Consider the following 21205-nt stretch of genomic DNA (forward strand, 5'->3'; position numbering starts at 1 on the left):
TCCCTGACCCAAGCGAAGCACCGGCGCCGTCACGCGCCGGTGCGACAAGACCGAGTTCGAGGCAATTGCTGATATGCAGCCCAGTCCAAGCTCAAGTCCTTCGCGCTCCAATCTCGCCGGCTGGCTTTATGTGTCGCCGCTGGTCCTGGTGCTCGTGCCGTTCTTCGTGGCGCCGATCCTGGTCGTGCTGGCCGCGAGCTTCTTCGCCGCCGACGGCTTTGGCGGGCTGACGCCGGGTTTCACGCTGGCAAGCTATGTCGAGGTGCTGCACTCGGCGCTGACGCTGAAGCTGTATCTGGCGACCATCAAGTTCACCGTGCTGACCTGGATCTTCACGCTGATCATCGGCTTCTTCGTCGCCTATTTCCTGGTGTTTCATGTCCGCAACCAGTTGCTGGCGATCGGCTTGTTCCTGCTGTGCACGGTGCCGTTCTGGACCTCGAACATCATCCGGATGATTTCCTGGATCCCGCTGCTGGGCAAGGAAGGCCTGATCAATCAGGCGCTGCTCGCGATGGGCGTGATCCACCAGCCGCTGGAAGTGCTGCTGTTCTCCGACCTCGCCGTCGTCATCGCCTATGTTCACCAGCTCACGATCTTCATGATCGTGCCGATCTTTAATTCCATGGCGCGGATCGACAAGAAGCTGATCGAGGCCGCGATCGACGCCGGCGCCAGCCGTTTCGACATCATGCGCCTGATCGTGGTGCCGATGTCCAAGAGCGGCATCGCGCTCGGCACCATCTTCGTGGTTTCGATCGTGATGGGCGACTTCTTCGTGGTCAAGGTGATGTCCGGCGGCGGCTCGGCCTCGGTGGTCAGCGCGTTTTATGAAGACGTCGGCGTGCTGCAATATCCGACGGCGGCGGCGAGTGCCGTGCTGCTGACGCTGGCGCTGGTCGCGATCGTCTCGCTGATCCTGCGCACCGTCGATATCAGGCAGGAGATCACGCGATGAGCGCGGTTCTCGCCGACATGCCCAAAACAGGCGCGTCCAAGACCGGCGCGTCCGAGTCTGTCGCGCCGGCGACGACCAAGGCGATCGCGCCGAGCAAAGGCGGCCGGCCCTGGACGTTCTATGTGCTGGCGGCGCTGTTCGCCGCTTACGTCATCGCCCTCTATGGCCCGATGTTCTGCATCTACATCCTGTCGTTCCAGGATATCAGAGGCGGCCTCGTGTTCCCGATGAAGGGGCATTCGCTGCACTGGTTCGTCGATCTCTTCACCCAGGCGCGGACCGGCGACGTCAAGGGCTCGTTCGACCGCTCGATCAAGCTGGCGATGATCGTCACGATCATCACCGTCGTGGTGTCGTTCCTCGCCGGACTCGGCTTCCGCAAGCGCTTCCGCGGCGACACATTCGTCTTCTACATGATGATCGGCAGCCTGGTCGCACCCGGCCTCGTGCTCGGCCTCGGCACGGGGCTTCTGTTCCAGGCGCTGGGGCTGGATGCGAGCTGGTATACCTCCGCACTCGGCGCGCAGCTGTCCTGGACGCTGCCGTTCGGCGTGCTCGTGATGTTCGCGGTGATGTCGCGCTTCAACCACGTCTGGGAGGAGGCGGCCTACGATCTCGGCGCCAGCCGCTGGCAGTCGATCTGGCTGGTGATGATCCCGGTGCTCGCACCCGGCCTCGTCGCGGTCGCGCTGTTCGGGTTCACGCTCTCTTACGACGAATTCGCGCGCAGCCTGCAGACCGCGGGCTCGCTGAACACGCTGCCGCTGGAAATCTGGAGCATGACGCTGAACGTCACCTCGCCCTCGCTTTATGCGCTCGGCACCGTGACCACCATCGTCTCCTTCATCGTCATCGGCGCAAGCCTCGGCACCATCGTGCTGATCCAGAAGAAGCGCGGCAGCCAGGCCAAGGGTTGAGAATGAAGAGCGATCGCGGCGATATCGAACTGGCAGGCGTCTGCAAGAGCTTTGACGGCGTCACCAACGTGGTCGACGGCGTCAATCTCAAGATCGACGACGGCGCCTATTGCTGCTTCATCGGCCCGTCCGGCTGCGGCAAGACCACGATCCTGCGCATGATCGCCGGCCATGAAGACCCGACCGCGGGCGAGATCGTGATCGGCGGCCAGAATGTGGTGGGGCTTGCGCCCGTGCAGCGCCGCACGGCGATGATGTTCCAGTCCTACGCACTGTTTCCCCATCTGACGGTCCGCGAGAACATCGCCTTTGCGCTGCGCGTGCGAGGTCAGTCCAAAGCCGATCGTCTCCGGGCAGCCGACGCCATGATCGAGAAGGTCCGGCTGACACAGTTCACCGACCGCCTTCCGGCGCAGCTCTCCGGTGGCCAGCAGCAGCGCGTGGCGCTGGCGCGGGCCGCGATCACGGAACCGCGCGTGCTGCTGCTCGACGAGCCGTTGTCGGCGCTTGACGAGCAGCTCCGTGTCCAGATGCGGCAGGAGCTGCGGCGGATGCAGCAGGAGCTTGGCATCACCTTCATCCATGTCACCCACACCCAGCTCGAGGCGATCGCGCTCGCGGATCTCGTGGTGGTGATGGAGCAGGGCAAGATCAAGCAGGCGGGCGCTGCGCGCGACGTCTACGCCCATCCGCACGACCGCTATGTCGCCGAGTTCATGGGCGGCCAGAACGTGCTGTCCGGCCGCGTCGAAAAGGTCAACGGTGCGAGCTTTACGCTCGCACAGGCCGCACCCTCCGGCATCGAAGTGCCGCTGCAGGCGCGCCCGACCGTCAGCGTGGGCGACAAGGTCGATATCGCCGTGCGCCGCGACGACGTCGCGCTGGTCAGGCCGGGCAGGGACCTGCCGCCCGGCTACACCACGTCGCTGCCGAGCCGCGTGCTCGCGATCGAGTACCAGGGCTACTTCGTCAAGGTCATGCTCGACACCGTGCCGGACGACGAGTTCGTCGCCTATGTGCCGGAAAAGACCTTCTTCGCAGATCCCTTCACCGTCGGCGATGTCGTCATGGCCACATGGGCCACCGGCAGCGCGCTTCCACTCGCCTAAAGCCCCGTCGCGCAGGAGTATGACCTTGCAGATATCCTTCACACTCAACGGCCGGCCCACCACCGTGGATGTCGAACCCGCGACGCTCGTCGCCGAGCTCTTGCGCGAGCAGCTCAATCTCACGGGCACTCATATCGGCTGCGACACCAGCCAGTGCGGCGCCTGCGTCGTGCATCTCGACGGGTTGCCGGTGAAGAGCTGCACACTGCTGGCGCCCGCGCTCGACGGCGCGACGCTGCTCACCATCGAGGGTCTGCAAGGTGCGCCGGGCTCGAACCAGTTGCATCCGATGCAGGAGGCGTTTCGCGAGCATCACGGTCTGCAATGCGGCTTCTGCACGCCGGGCATGCTGATGACCGCGGTCGCGCTCGCCACCGGTAAGCCGGACCTGACCGAGGCCGAGGTCCGTCACGGCCTCGAAGGCAATATCTGTCGCTGCACCGGCTACCAGAACATCGTGGTTTCCGTGATGGCCGGCGCCGCCGCCATGAACGCCGCCAAGGGAGAGTGACCATGGGCAATGTGATCGGCATCGGCGCCGCACCGAAGCGAAAAGAGGATCAACGCTTCCTCACCGGCCGCGGCAATTACGTCTCTGACATCAAGCGCCCCGGCATGTCAGCCGGCGTGTTCGTGCGTTCGCCGCACGGGCACGCGGTGCTGCGTGGCATCGACAAGAGCGCGGCGCTGGCCTCGCCCGGTGTCATCGCCGTCCTGACCGGCGACGACGTCAAGGCCGACGGCCTCGGCGGTCTGCCCTGTGGCTGGGGCATTTCGGACGCCAAAGGCGTGCCGATGAAGGAACCGCCGTTCCCGATGCTGGCGCAAGGCAAGGTGCGTTTCGTCGGCGACATGGTGGCCTTCGTCGTCGCGGAGACGCCGGAGCAGGCCAATGCCGCGGCAGAGCTCTTGAATGTCGATTACGACGTGCTGCCCTCTGTCGTGGGCGTGCTCGAAGCGGTGCGGCCGAATGCGCCGCAATTGTTCGACGACGTCCCGAACAACATCTGCTGCGATTGGGAGCTCGGCGACAAGGCGGCCGTGGAGTCCGCTTTTCGCAAGGCCGCGCATGTCGCCAAACTCAGCCTGGTGAACAATCGCCTGATCGGCAATCCGATGGAGCCGCGCGCGGCGATCGCCGAATACGAGCCGGGCACCGACCGCTTCACGCTGTGGACCACCAGCCAGTTTCCGCACGTCGTGCGCTTCCTGATGGGCGCGCTGGTGCTGAACATCCCGCAGCACAAGCTGCGCGTGGTTGCGCCCGATGTCGGCGGCGGCTTCGGCGTCAAGCAGTTCCACTATGGCGAGGAGGCCGTGATCACCTGGGCCGCCAAGTGGGTGAAGCGGCCGATCAAATGGGTCGCGAGCCGCTCGGAAGGTTACGTCTCCGATCGCCATGGCCGCGACCACGTCACCGAAGCCGAGCTTGCGCTCGATGAACACGGAAAGTTCCTGGCGTTCCGCGTCAACACGCTCGCCAACATGGGCGGCTATCTCTCGACCTTCGGGCCGAACATTCCGACCAATCTCTATGGTCCCTTGCTTGGCGGCGTCTACACCACGCCCGCGATCTACTGCAATGTGAAGGTGGTCTTCACCAACACGGTGCCGGTCGATGCCTATCGCGGCGCGGGCCGGCCCGAGGCGACCTTCGTGCTGGAGCGCATCGTCGATGTCGCCGCGAGCGAGATGGGTATCGACCGCGTCGAGATCCGCCGCCGCAACATGATCCCGAAGGAGGCCTACCCGTACCAGACCCCGGTGCTGGTGCAGTACGATTCCGGCGATCCGATGGGCTGCCTCGACGGCGCGCTGGTTGCCGCCGATGTGAAGGGTTTTGGCATCCGCAAGGCGGCCTCCGCCAGCAAGGGCAAATTCCGCGGGCTCGGCTACTCGACCTATGTCGAGGCCTGTGGTCTCGCGCCGTCGCGCTTCGCCGGCCGGCTTGGCGCCCGCGGCGGCCTCTACGAGAGTGCCACGGTGCGCGTGCATCCGACCGGTCAGGTCACGGTCATGATCGGTACCCACAATCACGGCCAGGGCCACGAGACGACGTTCGCGCAGATCGTCTCCGACAAGCTCGGCGTCGCCTTCGAGAATGTCGACATCGTGTTCGGCGATACCGACCGCGTGCAGTTCGGCATGGGCACCTATGGCTCCCGCTCGCTGGTGGTGGGTGGTGCTGCGCTGTCCAAGGCGACCGACAAGGTGATCGCCAAGGGCAAGAAGATCGCGGCGCATCTGCTCGAGGCCGCCGAAGTCGATATCCAGTTCGAGGCCGGAAACTTCTCGGTCGCGGGCACGGACCGCATCAAGTCGTTCGAGGAGATCGCGGGCGCGGCTTACGTGCCGCACAACTACCCGCTCGAGGTGCTGGAGCCGGGGCTGGAGGAGCAGGCCTATTACGATCCCGTCAACTTCACCTATCCCGGCGGCTGCCACATCGCCGAGGTCGAGGTCGATCCGGAGACGGGCACGGTGACGCTGGTCAACTACACGGCGGTCGACGACGTCGGCACGGTCATCAATCCGATGATCGTCGAGGGCCAGTTGCACGGTGGCATCGTGCAGGGCGTCGGCCAGGCGCTGTTCGAGAACGCGGTCTATGACGAAGGCTCGGGTCAGCTGCTGTCAGGCTCGCTGATGGACTATTGCATGCCGCGTGCCGATCACATGCCGATGATGAAGGTCGCGACCCACTCCACGCTTTGCACGCACACCCCGATGGGCGTGAAGGGGTGCGGCGAGGTCGGCACCATCGGCTCGCCGGCCGCCGTCATCAACGCCGTGGTCGATGCATTGTCGCATCTCGGCGTCACCCATGTCGACATGCCGGCGACGCCGAACCGGATCTGGCGCCTGCTGCAGAACGCGTCGCTGCCGGTCGCCGCGGAATAGGGAGGACAACAATGAAACCATTTGCCTATCATCAACCCGACCAGATCCCGGACGCGGCCAAGCTCCTGACCTCGATCGAGGACAGCAAGCTCGTCGCCGGCGGCATGACGCTGATCCCGACGATCAAGCAGCGGCTCGCGAGCCCCGCCGCGTTGGTCGACCTGTCGAAGTTCGAATCCCTCAAAGGCATCACCGACGACGGCGCCACCATCACCATCGGTGCGATGACGCCGCATGCCGTGGTGGCGGCCTCGAAGCTCGTGCAGGCGAAGATCCCCGGGCTCGCGGCGTTGGCGTCGATGATCGGCGACCCCGCCGTGCGCAGCCGCGGCACCATTGGCGGCTCGGTGGCGAACAACGATCCGGCTGCGGATTATCCGGCCGGCGTGCTCGGTCTCGGTGCCACCATCGTCACCAGCACGCGGGAGATCGCGGCCGACAAGTTCTTTCTCGGCCTGTTCGAGACCGCGCTTGAAACCGGCGAGATCATCACGGCGATCCGCTTTCCCGTACCGCTCAAGGCCGGTTACGCAAAATTCAAGGCGCCGGCGTCGCGTTATGCGCTGGTCGGCGCGTTCGTCGCGAAATTCGCCGATGGTGTCCGCGTCGCCGTAACCGGCGCGGGGCCGGGCGTGTTCCGCGTGCCGCCGATGGAGGTGGCGCTGTCGGAGAATTTCGATCCGTCCGCAATCGCGGCGATCAAGATCGACACCGACGGTCTCACCTCCGATATCCATGCCGAAGCCGATTACCGTGCGCATCTCGTCACGGTGATGGCCAAGCGCGCCGTCGACGCGGCGCTCAGCTAGCTCTTTAGGGTTGATGATGACTGATGGTTCCGGCCGAGCGGCCTTCCCGCCGGCGCCGACTGGCCTTGGCGCGCTTTCTGCAATCGAGATCATGGCCGGCTACCGGCGCAAGGCGTTCACCCCGCGCGATGTCGTCGACGACACCATTGCCGCGCTTGAAGCCGCAAATGAAGCCTGCAATGCGGTGGTGACACCGATGTATGAGCAGGCGAGGTCGGAGGCCGACCGTATCACCAAGGAGATGCGGTCGGGCGAAGCGAAGGGGCCGCTTGCCGGCGTGCCCGTCACGATCAAGGATCTCGTGTTCGTTGCGGGCGTGCCGGCCTATGCCGGCTCGCCGATGAACAAGAGTTTTGTGCCCGATGTCGATGCCGCCGTGGTGTCGGCGCTGAAAGCATCCGGCGCGATCGTCACCTGCAAGACCACGACTTGCGAGTCCGGCTACAAGCTGACGGCGGACAGCCCCGTCACGGGTACGACGCGAAACCCCTGGAATCCCGGCCGCACCAGCGGCGGATCGAGTGGCGGTGCGGCGGCGGGCGTCGCCGCCGGTTGCGGTCCGATCGCGATCGGCACCGACGGCGTCGGCTCGATCCGCGTGCCGTCGTCCTTCTGCGGCGTGTTCGGGCTGAAGCCGACCTTCGGCCTGGTGCCCCGCTCGCCCGGATTCTCGCCGCCGTCCTGGGCCTCGCTCGCGCATACCGGGCCGATCACGCGGACGGTCGCGGATGCCGCGCTGACGCTGGAGATCATTGCCGGCTACGATCTACGTGATGCCGCAAGCCTTCCGGTGTCCACGCGTCGCTTCGATGCGAATGCAGGGCGGCTCGATGGCATTCGCATCGGCGCCAGTGCCGATCTCGGTTACGCCGCCGTCAGCCCCGATGTCTGTGCTGCCTTTGGCAAGGCGCTCGCCATTCTGGATTCCTGCGGCGCGCAGGTCACTATGGATGGCCCGGGTCTCGATCCCGGCATTCTGGAGCACACGCTGAAGCCGATCGCGTTCACCGAACAGGCCGCCGCCGTCGCGACCAAGACGACTGCCGATCTCGCCAGTTCCGAAGCGGACTATCGCGATGTCGTCAGCGCCGGCCGTCGCTATACCGGCACGGACTACATCGAAGCCAGTTACCGCCGCGGCCAGGCACGCAATGCCTTCGTCAAACTGTTCGAGCGCGTCGATGTGCTGGTGACGCCGACGGTCGCGGTGACCGCATTCGAGGCTGGCCGGATCGGCGTCGACACGATCGATGGCAAGAAGATCGATCCGCATCTCGGCTGGTCGCCCTTCACCTGGCCGATCAATCTCGCCGGGCTTCCGGCGGCGACGCTGCCTTGCGGTTTCGATCGCGACGGCATGCCGGTCGGTCTTCAGATCGTCGCGCCCTGGCTCGACGAGCCCACCATCTTCCGCATCGCAGCGGCATTTGAAGCGGCGCAGCCCTGGGCCAAGTTCTGGCCGCAGGTGGCGTTACGCTAGCCGGAGGAGGAACGCGAAAACCCCTTTGCAAACAAGGGCCGTTCTACTGTGCATGGGGTTGTTTTCGTGTTGTTTGGGTCTAGCCCAGCTCGATCGGCGCACCGCGGCCGCTGAGCTCTTCGTCGAGGCGCAGATAATGCGCGAGATAGTCGTGCAGCGCGGTCGCCGCCTTCGAGGTGGCCCCGCTCGATTTGTAGAGCAGCAACTCGATCTTCGGCAGCGGCGGCAGGCCTTCGTTCGGCCCGATCTCGCGCATCGCCGGCACCAGCGCGCTACGGCCGAGCACGGTGACCGCCATGCCGGCGAAGGCCGCGGCCTGCAGTCCGCCGACGCTTTCGCTGACGCAGGCGATGCGCCAGCGCAGATTGGCGCGCTCCAGCGTATCGATGGCGTAGTCGCGATAGATGTTGCCCGGCGGCAGCAGCGCAAGCGGGATCGGGCGTTCCTGATGCGCGGCGGATTGCTCGCCGGTCATCCACACCAGCTGCTCGCGCCGCACCACCTGGCCGCCGGTGAAATCGTTCATGCGGGTGACGAGCGCGATGTCGACATCGCCGCGCTTGACGAGGCCGACCAGCGGCGTCGACAGCGCGCAGTTGAGCTCGACCTGCACGCGCGGAAACGATTTCCGGAACACGCTGAGGATCTGCGGCAGCATGAATGCCGCGTAGAGGTCGGGCGTGCCGAGCACGACCTGGCCCTCGATCTCCTGCGACGCCAGCTGCGAGATCAGCTCGTCATGCAGCCTCAGGATGGATTTGGCGTAGGTGAGGACGGTGGTGCCGTCGTCGGTCAGCGTCAGCCTGCGGCCGCCATGCTCGAACAGCTGCTTGCCGGTCAGCTCCTCCAGCCGCTGCAGCTGCAGCGTGATCGCCGGCTGGGTGCGGCCCAGCCGTCGCGCGGTCTCGGTGATGCTGCCGGTCTCGACCACCGAGATCAGCGACCTGAGCATGCGGATGTCGAGACTGATGAGGTTCATGCGGCGTCCATGTCGCCCAGAATTTATGCAAGTTCCATGCTAGGCCTCACTTGGCCCGAGACGCAGATGCGGCGGATTTCACGCCCGGCCGGCCCTTGCGGACCGAATTCCAGAAATTCTCGGCCGCCCGCGTCATGCGGGCGCGGGTGCGGAACAGCGAGACATTGATCGGAATGTCCCATTCGCCCCCGCCGGCCCGCAGCAGGCGGCCATGGTCGAGATCGGCGCGGACGAGGCTCATCGGCGCCCATGTCACGCCGCGCCCCTCGCGCGCCATGTCGATCAGCAGCATGACCGGCGCGGAGAAGCCGGGAACGAGCCAGGCCGACGGATCCTTTGCCGCCAGGAACGACGTGACAAGCCGCCCCACGCCCGAGCCCGGGTGATAGGCGAGATAGGGCAGCGGCGCGCCGGATGCGCCGGGCAGGGGGTAGCGCGGCAGTGCCTTCTTGCTACGGCTGCCACCGCGGCCCGGCTTTGCCGCCGGCGCGCTGATCGGGATCAGCACGTCGGTGGCGAGATCGATGCGCTGGAAGCGGTCCATGTCGAGCCGGCTCACCAGCGACGGATGGTAGTGCGCCAGCATGAAGTGCGCCTGCGCGTCCAGCAGCAGTTTTTCGCATCCGGCGAAATTCGAGGCGACGAGCTGCACGGCCGAGCCCGCGCGCGCGCCATCGGAGTTACGGATCCATTCCGGGAAGAAGGTCTGCGACAGCGAATGCGTGGCGACGAAGGTGATGGTCTCGGCTTTCAGCCGGGCCACTTCGAGCGCCTCCTCGCGGCCGACCAGCACCCGGCGCAGCACGTCCTCGGCGACCGGGCGAAAGCTCTCGCCGGCGGCTGTGAGCGTGATGGTGTGGGTCGAGCGTTCGAACAGCTGTGTCCCCAGCCAGTCCTCGAGCGACTTGATGCGGCGGCTCAGCGCCGGCTGGGTCACGTGCCGTCGCTCGGCGGCGCGGGAGAAGCCGCCCTCCTCGGCGATGGCAAGGAAATCCTCCAGCCAGACCAGGTCCATGATGCCGTTTCGTCCTCAAATCATACCGATACGGCATTAGCGCCTGACACGCCGCTGGTCCAATGTAAACGCCATCGAAAGACAAGAACGAAGCGCCGTCAACGCATGGCGCCGATGCCGTTGGAGGAAAGTACATTGCAGATTGCCGCGACGCCGCTGTCTGAACCCATGGCGAGCTCCACGTCCGAACGCCGCCGCAAGCCGCTCTGGCGCGAGCAATATGTCCTCGTGGTTGCCGGCGCCGCGCTCGGCGCGCTGCTCGGTGCTCTGTTTCCGAACTTTGCGGTGGAGCTCAAGCCGCTCGGCGATGTCTTCATCTCGCTGATCAAGATGACCATCGCGCCGCTGATCTTCCTGGTCGTGGTCACCGGGATCGCACAGGTCGGCGACATGAAAGCGGTCGGGCGCATCGGCCTCAAGGCCTTCGCCTATTTCGAGGTGGTGACGACGATCTGTCTCCTGATCAGCTTCGTCGTGGTGCGCTGGGTACAGCCCGGCGCGGGCGTCGCGCACGCCACCGCGCAGCAGGCCGAGACGGTCGCGCGCTATCAGCAGGCCCATGTCGGATCGCTGTCGGCCTATATCCAGCACATGGTGCCGGAAAGCTTCGTCGGCGCCTTTGCCGCCGGCGACGTGCTTCAGGTGCTGGTGCTGGCGCTGCTCTGCGGTATCGGCCTGTTGCTGCTCGGCGAGAAAGCCGGCCCGCTGCGGACGGGCCTCGAGCGCGTGACCGAGCTCGTGTTCAGCGTGGTTCATGTCGTGGTGGCGCTGGCGCCCATCGGTGCGTTCGGGGCCATGGCGTTCACCGTGGCAAAATTCGGCGCCGCGACGCTCTATGCGCTGGCACTTCTGGTCGGCACCGCCTGGGCGATGATGGCATTCTTCATCTTCGTCATCCTCGGCACCATCTGCCGCCTCGTCGGCGTTCGCCTGATGGATCTCCTGCGCCTGCTGCGGACCGAACTGCTGGTGGTGCTCGGCACCTCGTCGTCGGAGACCGCTATTCCCGGCATGATGGAAAAGCTGCCGAAGGCCGGTGTCGGCCGCGCGGTCGCTGGCCTCGTCATTCCCTCCGGCTATTCCTTCAATCTCGACGGCGTTGCGCTGACGCTGCCGCTCTCCACCATCTTCGTCGCCCAGGTCTACGGTGTCGAGCTGTCGGCCGCGCAGCAGCTGAGCCTGTTCGTGGTGATGCTGTTCACCAGCAAGGGGGCGGCCGGCGTCACCGGCGGTGCGTTCGCAGCACTCGCTGCAACCGTCGTCGCCGCAGGGCTCCCGGCGGAAGGGCTGGCGTTGCTGCTCGGCATCGACCGTTTCATGTCGCTGGCGCGTGCCATCACCAACACCATCGGCAACGCAGTCGCCGCGATCGTGGTCGCGAAATGGGACGGCGAATTCAATCGCGAGGACTGGGTTCAGTCCGCCGCGCAAATCCAGCAAGCGAAGTAAGGATCCAAGGCTTCAATATGGCTATCAGCACCAACGAACTTCCTGTCATCGCGCTGACGCCCGGCGACTGCACCGGCATCGGCCCCGAGCAGATCGCGCGCATCCTCTCGGACGACCGCCTCGCCGATGTCGCGCGTCTCGTCGTGGTCGGCGATGCCCGCGTGCTCGACATGGGCATGGAACATGCCGGCGTGAAGCTGAAGGTCGAGCGGATTGCCTCGCCGAAGGCCGCAAAATGGGGCCGCGGCACGGTACCGCTCGTTGACTTGGGCAATACCGATCCCGCCAAAATCCCGCTCGGCAAGGCCAGCGCCGAATCCGGTCGGTTGACCGGCGAGACCCTTTCGCGCGCGATCGACTTCTCCAAGGCCGGCGAGGTCGATGCCATCACCTTTGCGCCGCTCAACAAGCGCGCGATGTTCGACGGCGGCTGGAAGTTTCCCGACGAGCACAAGATGTTCGCGAGCCTGCTGGGGCACAAGACCTACTTCTCCGAGATGAACGTGCTCGACGGCCAATGGATGTCGCGCGTCACCGGGCACCAATCGCTGCGCGAGGCGCTCGACGGCATCAATCCGGCGAGCATCACCGATGCGATCGAGCTGGTCGACCGCATGATGCGGCGGGCCGGCGTCGCCAAGCCGCGCATCGCGGTCGCAGCTCTCAATCCGCACGCCGGCGAGAACGGCCTGTTCGGCCGCGACGAGATCGAGATGATCCGTCCGACGGTCGAGGCCGCCGCCAAGACCGGCATCGCCTGCACCGGGCCTTATCCCGCCGATACCGTCTATATCCGCGCCTTCGCCGGCGAGTTCGACAGCGTGGTCGCGATGTATCACGACCAGGGCCAGATCGCGACCAAGCTGCGCGGCTTCAACCGCGGCGTCACCGTCACCGCGGGGCTCGAGACCGTCTTCACCACGCCGTCGCACGGCACGGCGTTCGATATCGTAGGCCAAGGCGTCGCCAACACCGGTGCGCTGGAGAGCGCAGTGCGTCTGGCGGCCAAGCTGGTGTCGATCAAGGTCAAGGAGGCTGCCTATGCGCACTGATCGCAGGACTCTGCTCCAGGCGGCGGCCGCGCTGCCGCTCGCGACCGTCGGCGCCGACGCTGCCTTTGCACAAAATTCGGCTGCGGCTCCTGTCGCGGTGCCTCCGAAAGACGTCACGCGCGCACTGGCGCATTATCTCGTCAACGCGCAGTACGACGACTTGCCGGCCAATGTCCGAAAAGAGGGCATGCGGACGCTGCTGAACTGGGTCGGCGTCGCCATCGGCGGATCGCATCACGAGACGGTCGATATCGCGGTGTCCGCGCTCGGCCCGTTCTCCGGGCCGCAGCAGGCTTCCCTGTTCGGACGGCGTGAGCGGTTCGACATCATGAACGCCGCCTTCATCAACGGCGTGTCGAGCCACATCTTCGACTATGACGATACGCATCTGAAGACGATCATCCATCCGGCCGGTCCCGTGGCCTCGGCGATCCTCGCGCTGTCGGAAATGCAGCCGGTCTCGGGCAAGGACTTCCTCAACGCGCTCGTGCTCGGCGTCGAGACAGAGTGCCGGATCGGCAACTCGGTCTACCCGAACCACTACGATGTCGGCTGGCACATCACCGGCACGGCCGGCGTGTTCGGCTCGGCCGCGGCCATCGGCAAGCTTCTCAAGCTCAACGAGCAGCAGATGACCTGGGCGCTCGGCCTTGCCGCATCCCAGCCCGTGGGTCTGCGTGAATCCTTCGGCTCGATGAACAAGAGCTTCAATCCGGGCCGTGCTGCCTCCAGCGGCATTTTCGCGGCGATCCTGGCCTCGAAGAATTTCACGTCGTCTGACGCGATGATCGAGGCCAAACGCGGCTGGGCCAACGCGATCAGCACCAAGCAGGATTACAACGAGATCCTCGGCGACCTCGGCAAGCGCTATGAGGCCGCTCTCAACACCTACAAGCCGTTCGCCTGCGGTATCGTCATTCATCCCGCGATCGATGCGGCAATCCAGCTCCGCAACGAGAACAAGCTGACTGCCGACCAGATCGAGCGGGTCGATCTCAAGATCCATCCGCTGGTGCTCGAGCTGACCGGCAAGAAGACGCCGAAACTCGGACTCGAAGGCAAGTTCAGCATCTATCATTCGGTCGCGGTCGCCATCGTTGAGGGCGCCGGCGGCGAAAAGCAGTTCAGCGATCGTGCGGTGAACGACCCCACCATCGTCGCGTTGCGCGAGAAGGTGTTCCCGGTCATCACACCCGGCATCAAGCCGGAGCAGGTCGATATGACCATCGTGCTCAAGGACGGCCGCAAGCTGAACCGGTACATCGAGCATGCGATCGGCAGCGTCGAGGTGCCGATGACCGACAAGCAGCTCGAAACCAAGTTCTCCGACCTTGCCGACGGCATCATTCCCGCGGCGACCATCCGGCGCGTGATGGATGCCTGCTGGGGTGTCGAGAACCTGCCGAGCGCGGCAGAGATCGCCAAGATGTCGGTCGCGGTCTGATCGCGAGGGAGAGAAGCAATGCGGTCACGCCGCCATTTCCTGCAATCCTCCGGTTCGGTCGCCGCTCTGGCTGCCACCGGCGGCCGCGTGGCTTTCGCAGCCGGACCGGGCGTGACGGAGCGGCTCGCCCGCTACATGGTTGCCGCGCGGGATCAGGAGCTGCCCGAGCAGGTGCTGCGCGAATGCAAGCACCGCATCCTCGATACGCTCGGCGCGATGATCTCGGGATCGCGCATGAAGCCGGGCGAGATGGCGCTGAAATACGTGCGCACGCTCGGCGGCGATGCCCAGGCCTCCGTGGTCGGCTCGGACTTTCGCACCACGGCAGTCAACGCGGCCCTGGCGAATGCGATGTGTGCGCATGCGGACGAGACCGACGATTTCGAGCCCGTCACCAAGGCGCATCCGGGATGCTCTGTGGTACCGGCCGCGCTCGCGTTCGGTGAGCGGGAGCATCGCAGCGGACAGGACGTCATTCGAGCCGTCGCGCTCGGCTACGATTTGACCTGCCGCCTGTTGATGGCGCTGGGCCCGGATCTCGTGCGCGGCACGCACCGCAGCGCCGAGGGAACATCATCGAACTTCGGTGCGCTCGGCGCGGCGGCCTCGCTCGCACGGCTCGACGAGAAGGGGATGCGCTACGCGATCTCCTATTCGTCGCAGCAGGTTTCCGGCTTGTGGAGCTGGGTGAAGGACCACGATCACATCGAGAAGGCGTTTGACTTCGCCGGCATGGGCGCCCGCAATGGCGTCATGGCGGTCGACATGGCTCTCAACGGCCTGACCGGTGTCGACGACGTGCTCGACGGCACGCATAATCTCTTCATCGCGCTGTCGACCGATCCGAAGCCCGAGGAGATGGTGAAGGATCTCGGCAAGCTGTTCTATGTCACGGAAACCGCGATCAAGACCTTCTCGGTCGGCTATCCCATCCAGTCGCCGCTGGATGCGATGCTGACGCTGCGCAGGCAGCACAGCCTCACGCCAGATAACGTCCATAGCATCCTGGTCAAGCTGCCGACCGATGCGATGGGAATTGTAGGCGAAAGCGCGATGCCAGACGTCAATTGCCAGCACCTCGTGGCGGTCGCGCTGGTCAAGGGCGCGGTGTCGTTCAACGACAGCCATGACGTCGCGCTGATGCACGATCCGAAGATCCTGGAGCAGCGCGCCAAGGTGACGCTGGTCGGTGACAAGGCGCTTATGGACCCGGCGGCGCCGCGCGGGGCTGTCGTCGAAGTGACATTGGCCGATGGCAGGAAGGTCGAGCACTTCACGAAATATCCGCCGGGTACCAAGGAGAATCCGCTGAGTACCGAAGCCGTCGCGGCGAAGACGCGGGACCTGATTGCACCGGTTTTGGGAGGCGACAGGGCCGAGAAGCTGATCGAGCAGGTCAGCAATCTCGAGCGACTGGACGACGTCGGCAAGCTGAGGCCATTGCTGACGGCGTGACGATTCAATCAACAACAAAACAAACATCAAGGAAGTGCCCATGCGCGGGGTTATGCGACGCACCTTTCTGGTCGCCTGCGCGGCCGTCCTATTCTCCGGCGTTGCGGGTGCGCAGGATTATCCCTCCCGGCCCGTCAAGATCATCGTGCCGTTCCCGGCCGGCGGGTCCAACGACATCATCGCCCGCATCGTTGCCCAGAAGCTGACCGAGCGGAACGGTCAGAATTTCTTGGTGGAGAACCGTGGTGGTGCCGGCGGCAATATCGGCGCCGAGGCGGTCGCAAGCGCAGAGGCCGACGGCTATACCCTGTTGCTGACCGCGCCGCCGCCGCTGACGATCAACGGTTCCCTCTACAAGAAGCTGCCGTTTGATCCGGCAAAGGCCTTTGCGCCGGTGGCGCTGATTGCCTCGGTGCCGATCGTGCTGGTCGTCAATCCTTCGGTGCAGGCGAAGAATGTCGGCGAGCTGATTGCGCTGGCCAAGGCCAAGCCGGGCACGCTGAATTTCGGCTCGTCGGGTATCGGGTCGACCAATCATCTCGCCGGCGAGCTGCTGAAGAGCATGGCCGGCATCGATATCGTGCACGTGCCGTATCGTGGTGCGGCGCCGGCGATGAACGATCTGCTTGCGGGCCAGATCCCCTTCATATTCGACAACATGCCGGCAGTGCTGCCGCAGGTGCAAGGCAAGGCCATCAACGCGATCGCGGTGGCCGGTGCCAAGCGGGCGGAAGCGCTGCCTGATGTGCCGACGGTCGGCGAGACCGTGCCGGGCTTCGAGGCCTCCTCCTGGTTCGGACTGGTGGCGCCGGCCAAGACGCCTGCGCCGGCGCTCGCCAAGCTGAGCGGCGAGCTCGAGACGATCCTGAAGATGCCTGACGTCAAGAAGCGGCTTGCCGAGCTCGGGGCCGAGCCCGGCACGGTGTTCGGCGATGCGTTCGGGCAATTCATGACGGACGAGACTGCAAAGTGGGGCAAACTCGTCAAAGCCTCCGGCGCCACAGTGGACTGAGGAGCGCGTCATGGATCTGAATCTGGGCGGCAAGGTTGCCGTCGTCACCGGCGGCAGCATCGGCATCGGCCGGGCCATTGCTGCCGAGCTTGCGCGCGAGCAGGCGCATGTCGTCATCGTGGCCCGCGATGCCGAGCGCCTTGCCGCGTCCGCGCAAGACATGTCGCGGGACACCGGCCGGCGGGTGATTGCTTGTGCCGGCGACATGACCAGGCCGGACGACATCGCCCGCGCAATGGATACCGCGCGCGAGGTCTTTGGCCGCGTCGACATCCTCGTCAATAATGCCGGCGCCTCGCCGATGGGCCGGATCGCGGAAACGCCTGATGCGATCTGGGCCAAGTCGATCGAGCTGAAACTGCTGGGCTACATGCGTTGTGCGCGCAATGTGCTGCCGGAGATGCGCGACCGCCGCTGGGGACGCATCATCAACATCATCGGTCGCAGCGGGCATCAGCCGCGCGCGGCCTATATGGCGGGCGGCGCGGTCAACGCGGCGCTGCTCAACTTCACGCTCGCGCTCGCCGAGGAATGCGCGCCTGACAATGTGCTGGTTACCGGCGTCAATCCCGGTCCGGTGCAGACCGATCGCTGGGACAGCCTGATCTCCCAGGGGGCGGCCATCTCCGGACAGGATCAGGGCGCAACCAATGCGGCAGCCATCGCCTCGGTTCCGCTTGGCCGCGTTGGACAACCGGACGAGGTGTCGGGGATCGTTGCGTTCCTCTGTTCAGACCGCGCATCCTTCATTACGGGTACCTGCATCAATGTCGATGGCGGTGGAACGAGGTGTATCTGATGGCTAGCGAACTGCGGAAGATCGGTGTCAGCGACGATTGCGAGCTTGCGGTTCGCGTCGACGATTATCTCCTGCCGTGGGACACCAAGCCGCCGGTCGTGATGCTTCATGGGCTCGCCGAGAGCGGCGAGGCGTTCCGGCGCTGGGTGCCGTATTTTGCCACGCATCATCTGGTGGTGAGGCCCGATCTTCGCGGCTACGGCGATTCGACGCCGATGCAGGGCACTTATGTCTATCGCTTCGCCGGCCTCGGCGACGATATCATTCGGATGCTGGATGCGCTGAAGCTCGATCGCGTGTTCCTGATCGGCGGCAAGATCGGCGGCACGCTGGCGATGTATCTCACGGCCAAGCACCCGGATCGCGTGATCGCGGTTGCCGCGGTCGGCGCGCCGGCGTCGCTGACCTCGTTCAACGAGCGGGCGCCGACCTGGCGCAAGCAGATCCGCGAGCAGGGCGTCGAAGCCTGGGTCCGCGAGACCACGGCCGGCCGGCTCGGCTCGTCGCTGCCGCCGGCGGCGTTCGACTGGTGGATCAGCCTGATGTCGAAGACCAAGGCGTCGACGCTGGAAGCGTTCCTTCAGATGGTGCCGACGGTCGACGTCACCAGCGAGCTCCCGGCCATCAAGCGCCCGGCGCTGGTGATCACCACGACCGGCTCGGGGCTCGGCGACGTTGCGTCCGTGAAGGCGTGGCAGGAGACGATCCCGGGCTCGAAGCTCGAAGTGCTGCCGGGCGATTCCTATCATGTCGCCGCGACGGACCCCGACGTCTGCGCGCGAAAGGTGCGCGAGTTCTTCGATCGCGTCGCGACTTAAGACGTACAGGTCGGGCCATTGGCCCGCCCGTCGTTTGGCTCTAAGACTGACGTTCCGACAAGAAACGGCGAAAATCAGGGAATGACGCCATGACAAAAACCACCCGACGCAGCGTGCTCACTGCCGCAGCCGCGATGACCGCTACAGGCCTCGCAGATGCGTCGCCGGCCGCAGCGCAGGCTGCGCCCAAGCCGATCTTCCCGGTGCCGATGGTCGCGATCCCGATCGTCGGCGAGACGAGCGTGTTCCAGGTCCGCCGCATTTACTGCATCGGCCGCAACTATGCCGCGCACGCGATCGAGCGTGGCTCGGATCCGAACCGCGAGCCGCCGTTCTTCTTCCAGAAGCCGACGGATGCGATCCAGAACGTTGCGATCGGCGAGGTCGCCGATCATCCCTATCCGTCGCTGACCAAGAACTACCACCACGAGGTCGAGCTGGTCGCGGCGCTGAAATCCGGCGGGACCAACATCCCGGCCGAGAAAGCGCTCGACCATGTCTATGGCTACGCACTCGGCCTCGACATGACCCGGCGCGATCTTCAGAACGGCATGGCCGCGGAGAAGAAGCCGTGGGAGATCGGCAAGAGCTTTGACCATGCTGCGGTGATCGGCCCGATCCATCCCGTGAGCAAGACCGGTCATTTCGAGAAGGGTGCGATTTCGCTCGCGATCAACGGCACCGTGAAGCAGAGCTCGGACCTCAGCAAGATGATCTGGAGCGTCGCCGAGCAGATCGCGAAGCTTTCGGAAGCGTTCGAGCTGAAGGCTGGCGACATCATCTATTCCGGAACGCCGGAGAATGTCGGCCCCGTGGCGAAGGGCGATGTGCTGTTGTGCAAGCTCGAAGGCTTGCCCGATATGTCGATCAAGATCGTCTGAGTATCCGCGAGCCATTCAGTGCTGGAGGGACGTGACATGTTGCGGCTCGGCTTGATCGCCACGTTGGGATTGGTCGCTCTCATGACCGGTGCTCCCGAGGTGAAAGCCGAGGGTGCGCTCGAGGTTGCGCCGACGGGAACATTGCGCGTGGCGGTAGCCGTCGGTCCCGCCGCGTCGGCGTTCTGGACGACGCGCGATCCCGCGACCGGGAAGCCGCGCGGCGTCACGGTCGAACTGGCCAAGGCTGCCGCCGGGATGCTCCACCTTCCGCTGCAGCTCGTCGAATACCAAAGCTCGGACGAGATCGCCGCTGCCAGCGGCAAGGACGTCTGGGATCTCTCCTTCATGCCGGCTGACGTCAAGCGCGAAGCGTTCGTGGACCAGGGGCCGGCCTACGTCGCCTATATGAGCGGCTATCTCATCCGCGCGGGTTCGGACATCCGCTCTGTTGCGGATGTCGATCGCGCGGGCATGCGGGTCGGATGCATCGAGGGAACGTCGACGTCGCGGACGGTCGAGAAATCGCTGAAGCAGGCGAAGCTCACGAAGTTCGTCAAGCCGGAACAGGCGGCCGAGCTGATCGGCAAGGGCGAGCTCGATGCGCTCGCAATGGGCATGGGGGCGCTGGAAGACCTCTCGCGAAAACTGCCGGGAACGAAGGTGCTGGACGAAGTGGTTCAGTCGACCGGCGTGGTCGTGGTCGTGCCGAAGGGCAAGACCGTCGCGAAGGTCTGGGCCGCGCAATTCCTGACGGAGGCCAAGGCTGACGGCACAGTCCGCCGTGCGCTCGACAGCAACGGCTTTACGGCCGACAAGGTCGCGCCTTAGCGCGCGGAAACCGCGGCCCGAGCCTTTGAATTGCCGGAGTTCCATCCGCGATTGCCCCGTGTTGGGCCACGAACAAACCCGCTGTGGCCATATTTGAGTCAGAGTGATCTCCCGAGAGGGAGGCGCTCCGATGAACAAAGCTCTGATCACTGCCATCGTGCTGCTGGCCGGCGTGCCGGCAAGCGCCGCTGCGCAGGAGCGTGCTGGCTCTGCAGCATTAGGCGCCGTGTCCGGCGCCGTCGTGCTCGGTCCGATCGGTGCCGTCGCGGGCGCGGTAATCGGCTATACCGCCGGACCTTCGATCGCGAGGTCATGGGGCGTGAGAGGTTCGCAGTCGGCGAGACATCGGCAGCCGTCACGCCGTGAGGCGTCCCCCGTCGCCGCAACCACCGCTCCGCCGCGCACGCGCCAGGCGATGGAGGCCAGCGGTCAGATGAGGGCTGCGAGCAATCCGCCGGTCCAGGCCGCACCTGTGGAGCAGCCGGCTCAAGCTGCACCGGCGGCGCCGGTGGAGACCACGACGCCGCCGGCTCAGGGATTCGACTGAAGCTACGCCGCCGTCTTCGGCCGCAGCCGATCCACCGTCCGCGCGATCAACGACGCGACTTCCGCCACCTTCGGCCCGATCCGGAATTCCGGCCCCGCGACGACGACCGACAGGCGGCGGTCGCCGATCGGCAGCGGGATCGCAGCACCAGCGAGGTCGCGGCTGTAGTCGGCAAAGCTCTGGCAGTAACCACGCTCGATCGAATTGCGCAGCTCGGCCTCCACCGCCTCGATGCTGATCGGGGTCGACGGACCATATTGCTTGAACTCGATCTTGCGATAGACGGAGTCGCGCTCCTCCGGCGAATATTGCAGCAGCAGCGCGCGACCGCTCGCGGTGGCGTGGATCGGCACGCGGTGGCCGATGGTGGCGAAATAGCGGATCGCGGCCTGGGATTCGACGACGTCGATGAAGACAGCCATGACGCCCGCGGGCGCCACGATGGACGCGGTCTCGCCGGTCTCGGCCGAGAGATCTGCGATCAACGTATGCGTCCACGGCGGCAGCGGCTCGACTTCTGAGATCATCCGCGCCATCGCCAGCCATCGCGGCGTCGGATAGAAGCCGGCGCGCGGCCGGGGTTCGTAGAGATAACCCTTCTCCGACAGCGTCGCGAGCAGGTTGAAGGTCGACGAGCGCGGCCAGCCGAAATGATCGGCGATTTCGGCAAGCGTCGCCGGCTTCCTCGTTTGTGCGAAGAATTCCATGATCTCCAGGACGTTTGCGGCTTGGCGAACGATCATGGTGGCGGC

Annotated in this window: 20 protein-coding genes; 17 read left to right on the plus strand and 3 right to left on the minus strand. The window is 65.4% G+C overall.

The annotated features are described in order from the left end of the window. Nucleotides 1-73: 73 nt before the first annotated feature. From QA645_RS10415 to QA645_RS10445, 7 genes are read left to right on the plus strand one after another with little or no spacing between them, the layout of a single operon-like run. Entirely contained in the window at nt 74-958 is an 885-nt protein-coding gene (locus QA645_RS10415) for an ABC transporter permease (RefSeq protein WP_254133616.1), read from the plus strand. After that, on the plus strand, nt 955-1875 hold the full coding sequence (locus QA645_RS10420) for an ABC transporter permease (protein ID WP_283050002.1): 921 nt from the start codon (nt 955-957) through the stop codon (nt 1873-1875). Before QA645_RS10415 ends, QA645_RS10420 begins: the two co-directional genes overlap by 4 nt. A 2-nt stretch (nt 1876-1877) precedes the next feature. After that, nucleotides 1878-2984 (plus strand): ABC transporter ATP-binding protein, encoded by a 1107-nt coding sequence (locus QA645_RS10425; RefSeq protein WP_283050003.1) that lies wholly within the window; start codon nt 1878-1880, stop codon nt 2982-2984. 19 nt (nt 2985-3003) lie between these two features. Next, nucleotides 3004-3495, plus strand: a complete 492-nt coding sequence (locus QA645_RS10430; RefSeq protein WP_283050004.1) for a (2Fe-2S)-binding protein — start codon at nt 3004-3006, stop codon at nt 3493-3495. A gap of 2 nt (nt 3496-3497) precedes the next feature. Beyond that, a complete protein-coding gene (locus QA645_RS10435) occupies nt 3498-5885 on the plus strand; it encodes a xanthine dehydrogenase family protein molybdopterin-binding subunit (RefSeq protein WP_283050005.1) in 2388 nt (795 codons plus the stop codon). A gap of 11 nt (nt 5886-5896) precedes the next feature. Further along, a complete protein-coding gene (locus QA645_RS10440) occupies nt 5897-6694 on the plus strand; it encodes a xanthine dehydrogenase family protein subunit M (RefSeq protein ID WP_283050006.1) in 798 nt (265 codons plus the stop codon). Nucleotides 6695-6710: 16 nt separating this feature from the next. Beyond that, nucleotides 6711-8174, plus strand: a complete 1464-nt coding sequence (locus QA645_RS10445) for an amidase (protein WP_283050007.1) — start codon at nt 6711-6713, stop codon at nt 8172-8174. Nucleotides 8175-8253: 79 nt separating this feature from the next. Here QA645_RS10445 and QA645_RS10450 read toward each other — a convergent pair whose 3' ends face one another. Both QA645_RS10450 and QA645_RS10455 read right to left on the minus strand, forming a co-directional pair. After that, complete coding sequence (locus tag QA645_RS10450; RefSeq protein ID WP_254133609.1) at nt 8254-9153, minus strand: LysR substrate-binding domain-containing protein; 900 nt, start codon at nt 9151-9153, stop codon at nt 8254-8256. Between the two features lie 46 nt (nt 9154-9199). Then, on the minus strand, nt 9200-10168 hold the full coding sequence (locus QA645_RS10455; protein ID WP_283050008.1) for a LysR family transcriptional regulator: 969 nt from the start codon (nt 10166-10168) through the stop codon (nt 9200-9202). A gap of 135 nt (nt 10169-10303) precedes the next feature. Between QA645_RS10455 and QA645_RS10460 the strand changes: the two genes are divergently transcribed. The 10 genes from QA645_RS10460 to QA645_RS10505 all read left to right on the plus strand — a co-directional run bounded on the left by QA645_RS10460 (nt 10304) and on the right by QA645_RS10505 (nt 20453). Continuing rightward, complete coding sequence (locus QA645_RS10460; RefSeq protein ID WP_283050009.1) at nt 10304-11617, plus strand: cation:dicarboxylase symporter family transporter; 1314 nt, start codon at nt 10304-10306, stop codon at nt 11615-11617. A gap of 17 nt (nt 11618-11634) precedes the next feature. Next, nucleotides 11635-12669: a 4-hydroxythreonine-4-phosphate dehydrogenase PdxA gene (locus QA645_RS10465; RefSeq protein ID WP_283050010.1), complete on the plus strand. Its 1035-nt coding sequence runs from the start codon at nt 11635-11637 to the stop codon at nt 12667-12669. Then, entirely contained in the window at nt 12659-14113 is a 1455-nt protein-coding gene (locus QA645_RS10470; RefSeq protein WP_283050011.1) for an MmgE/PrpD family protein, read from the plus strand. Before QA645_RS10465 ends, QA645_RS10470 begins: the two co-directional genes overlap by 11 nt. An 18-nt stretch (nt 14114-14131) precedes the next feature. After that, the gene (locus tag QA645_RS10475; RefSeq protein ID WP_283050012.1) at nt 14132-15568 is read left to right on the plus strand and encodes an MmgE/PrpD family protein; all 1437 of its coding nucleotides are present in this window, start codon (nt 14132-14134) and stop codon (nt 15566-15568) included. 40 nt (nt 15569-15608) lie between these two features. Then, nucleotides 15609-16580 carry a tripartite tricarboxylate transporter substrate binding protein gene (locus QA645_RS10480; RefSeq protein WP_283050014.1) on the plus strand — a complete coding sequence of 324 codons (972 nt, stop codon included), beginning with the start codon at nt 15609-15611 and terminating at the stop codon, nt 16578-16580. A 10-nt stretch (nt 16581-16590) separates the two neighbouring features. Then, nucleotides 16591-17379, plus strand: coding sequence for an SDR family oxidoreductase (locus QA645_RS10485; RefSeq protein ID WP_283050016.1), 789 nt, complete (start codon nt 16591-16593; stop codon nt 17377-17379). Further along, nucleotides 17379-18197: an alpha/beta hydrolase gene (locus QA645_RS10490; protein WP_283050017.1), complete on the plus strand. Its 819-nt coding sequence runs from the start codon at nt 17379-17381 to the stop codon at nt 18195-18197. The genes QA645_RS10485 and QA645_RS10490 overlap by 1 nt, the downstream gene beginning before the upstream one ends. A gap of 89 nt (nt 18198-18286) precedes the next feature. Continuing rightward, nucleotides 18287-19078 (plus strand): fumarylacetoacetate hydrolase family protein, encoded by a 792-nt coding sequence (locus QA645_RS10495; protein WP_283050019.1) that lies wholly within the window; start codon nt 18287-18289, stop codon nt 19076-19078. Nucleotides 19079-19114: 36 nt separating this feature from the next. Then, entirely contained in the window at nt 19115-19906 is a 792-nt protein-coding gene (locus QA645_RS10500; protein ID WP_283050021.1) for a transporter substrate-binding domain-containing protein, read from the plus strand. A gap of 130 nt (nt 19907-20036) precedes the next feature. After that, nucleotides 20037-20453, plus strand: coding sequence for a hypothetical protein (locus QA645_RS10505; protein ID WP_283050023.1), 417 nt, complete (start codon nt 20037-20039; stop codon nt 20451-20453). A 2-nt stretch (nt 20454-20455) separates the two neighbouring features. Here QA645_RS10505 and QA645_RS10510 read toward each other — a convergent pair whose 3' ends face one another. Beyond that, complete coding sequence (locus QA645_RS10510) at nt 20456-21196, minus strand: IclR family transcriptional regulator (protein WP_283050025.1); 741 nt, start codon at nt 21194-21196, stop codon at nt 20456-20458. Nucleotides 21197-21205: the final 9 nt, after the last annotated feature.

Source organism: Bradyrhizobium sp. CIAT3101 (genome assembly GCF_029714945.1).
Taxonomy (GTDB): Bacteria; Pseudomonadota; Alphaproteobacteria; order Rhizobiales; family Xanthobacteraceae; genus Bradyrhizobium.

Bases quoted from the DNA above. Each gene is read 5' to 3' on its own strand.
- QA645_RS10415 (WP_254133616.1), top strand. From the start codon at position 74: ATGCAGCCCAGTCCAAGCTCAAGTCCTTCGCGCTCCAATCTCGCCGGC.
- QA645_RS10420 (WP_283050002.1), top strand. From the start codon at position 955: ATGAGCGCGGTTCTCGCCGACATGCCCAAAACAGGCGCGTCCAAGACC.
- QA645_RS10425 (WP_283050003.1), top strand. From the start codon at position 1,878: ATGAAGAGCGATCGCGGCGATATCGAACTGGCAGGCGTCTGCAAGAGC.
- QA645_RS10430 (WP_283050004.1), top strand. From the start codon at position 3,004: ATGACCTTGCAGATATCCTTCACACTCAACGGCCGGCCCACCACCGTG.
- QA645_RS10435 (WP_283050005.1), top strand. From the start codon at position 3,498: ATGGGCAATGTGATCGGCATCGGCGCCGCACCGAAGCGAAAAGAGGAT.
- QA645_RS10440 (WP_283050006.1), top strand. From the start codon at position 5,897: ATGAAACCATTTGCCTATCATCAACCCGACCAGATCCCGGACGCGGCC.
- QA645_RS10445 (WP_283050007.1), top strand. From the start codon at position 6,711: ATGACTGATGGTTCCGGCCGAGCGGCCTTCCCGCCGGCGCCGACTGGC.
- QA645_RS10450 (WP_254133609.1), bottom strand. From the start codon at position 9,153: ATGAACCTCATCAGTCTCGACATCCGCATGCTCAGGTCGCTGATCTCG.
- QA645_RS10455 (WP_283050008.1), bottom strand. From the start codon at position 10,168: ATGGACCTGGTCTGGCTGGAGGATTTCCTTGCCATCGCCGAGGAGGGC.
- QA645_RS10465 (WP_283050010.1), top strand. From the start codon at position 11,635: ATGGCTATCAGCACCAACGAACTTCCTGTCATCGCGCTGACGCCCGGC.
- QA645_RS10470 (WP_283050011.1), top strand. From the start codon at position 12,659: ATGCGCACTGATCGCAGGACTCTGCTCCAGGCGGCGGCCGCGCTGCCG.
- QA645_RS10475 (WP_283050012.1), top strand. From the start codon at position 14,132: ATGCGGTCACGCCGCCATTTCCTGCAATCCTCCGGTTCGGTCGCCGCT.
- QA645_RS10480 (WP_283050014.1), top strand. From the start codon at position 15,609: ATGCGCGGGGTTATGCGACGCACCTTTCTGGTCGCCTGCGCGGCCGTC.
- QA645_RS10485 (WP_283050016.1), top strand. From the start codon at position 16,591: ATGGATCTGAATCTGGGCGGCAAGGTTGCCGTCGTCACCGGCGGCAGC.
- QA645_RS10490 (WP_283050017.1), top strand. From the start codon at position 17,379: ATGGCTAGCGAACTGCGGAAGATCGGTGTCAGCGACGATTGCGAGCTT.
- QA645_RS10495 (WP_283050019.1), top strand. From the start codon at position 18,287: ATGACAAAAACCACCCGACGCAGCGTGCTCACTGCCGCAGCCGCGATG.
- QA645_RS10500 (WP_283050021.1), top strand. From the start codon at position 19,115: ATGTTGCGGCTCGGCTTGATCGCCACGTTGGGATTGGTCGCTCTCATG.
- QA645_RS10505 (WP_283050023.1), top strand. From the start codon at position 20,037: ATGAACAAAGCTCTGATCACTGCCATCGTGCTGCTGGCCGGCGTGCCG.
- QA645_RS10510 (WP_283050025.1), bottom strand. From the start codon at position 21,196: ATGATCGTTCGCCAAGCCGCAAACGTCCTGGAGATCATGGAATTCTTC.